Raw genomic sequence first — 1330 nt, 5'->3', positions numbered from 1 at the left:
GCACGAACCCGCTGCGCGGGAGGGTGCGTGTGGCATGGTTGAGGTGAAGGAACCGGCGTTGCGCGCCAGTTGAGCGATGCGGGACGCAGGCAGAGCATCGGGGCTCCACCAGAAGGAGCCCTGCTATGAACATCCTCGTACCCGTCGTTGCTGTCAGTCCACTACGCCAGCGTCTTATCGACGAGATGGAGATGCGACGGTTCTGTCGCGAGACGCAGCGCAACTACATCCGCGACGTCGGGCGGTTCGCCACGTTCCTGGGGCGCTCGCCTGACACCGCGACGGCCGAGGATGTGCGACGCTTTCAGGTCGAGCAGTCCGACCAGGGCGTGCCAGTGCCGACCATGAACAGCATCGTATCGGCGTTGCGGTTCTTCTTCCTGCAGACGATCGACCGGCCAGACCTGGCGCGCAAGCTGGTCCGCATGAAGCGGATCCGCAAGCTGCCTGTCGTGCTGAGCCCCGACGAAGTGGCGCGACTGCTTGGCGCGACCAGGTGCCTCAAGCATCAGGCCGCGCTGTCGGTCGCCTATGGTGCCGGCTTGCGCGCGGCCGAGGTCGCCGCGCTCAAGGTGCGTGACGTCGACAGCGAGCGGATGTTGCTGAGGGTCGAGCGCGGCAAGGGCGGACAGTATCGCAACGCCATGCTCCCTGCCGGACTGCTCGCACTGCTGCGGGAGTGGTGGAAGGTCGGGCGGCAGGAAGGGGTGATGCACCCCGACGGGTGGCTGTTCCCGGGCCAGCACTACCTCAAGCCGCTGAGCACCCGGCAGCTGCACCGCGTGGTCGTCGAGGCAGGCATCGCGGCGGGCATCGACAAGCGTATCGGCCCACACACGCTGCGGCACTGCTTTGCGACCCACCTGCTTGAGGACGGGATCGACGTGCGGATCATCCAGGCGCTGCTTGGTCACGCGAAGCTGGACACGACCGCATACTATACCAAGGTCGCGACGCGGACGATGCGGAACGTGACCAGTCCGCTCGACAAGCTGACGGTAGTAACCAGGAGAGGAGCACCGGGCGGCTGAGGTCGCGTGCGCGCTTCACTCGAGGTCGCAGACATCTTCCGCGCCGCCGGTCCTGCGTACCGGCTCGCCCATGCCGGGCACCTGAGCCTGGACAAGCTGAAGGTGATGTCAGCGATCGAGCATTGCCGAACCGCCGTCATGGGCGGTCACACCGAGGCCTGCACCGACTGCGGGCACTGGCGGGTGTCCTACAACAGCTGTCGGAACCGGCACTGCCCGCGGTGCCAGGGTGCCGCCGCGCGCACCTGGCTTGCCGAGCGCGAGGCCGATCTGCTGCCGGTCGGCTACTTCCACGTCGT

2 protein-coding genes are annotated in these 1330 nt (G+C 67.0%); both read left to right on the top strand.

Going from position 1 to position 1330, the window contains the following annotated elements; translation table 11 throughout:
* The first annotated feature begins 125 nt into the window (after positions 1–125).
* A complete protein-coding gene (locus tag QU44_RS16930; RefSeq protein WP_033923585.1) occupies positions 126–1031 on the top strand; it encodes a tyrosine-type recombinase/integrase in 906 nt (301 codons plus the stop codon).
* A gap of 6 nt (positions 1032–1037) precedes the next feature.
* Positions 1038–1330 (top strand): transposase zinc-binding domain-containing protein (locus QU44_RS16925; protein WP_033923584.1); only part of this gene is annotated, 293 nt, incomplete at its 3' end.

Origin of the sequence: Sphingomonas sp. 37zxx, assembly GCF_000786205.1 — a bacterium.
Classification (GTDB): Bacteria; Pseudomonadota; Alphaproteobacteria; order Sphingomonadales; family Sphingomonadaceae; genus Sphingomonas.
This window is presented reverse-complemented; position numbering and strand designations above follow the sequence as displayed.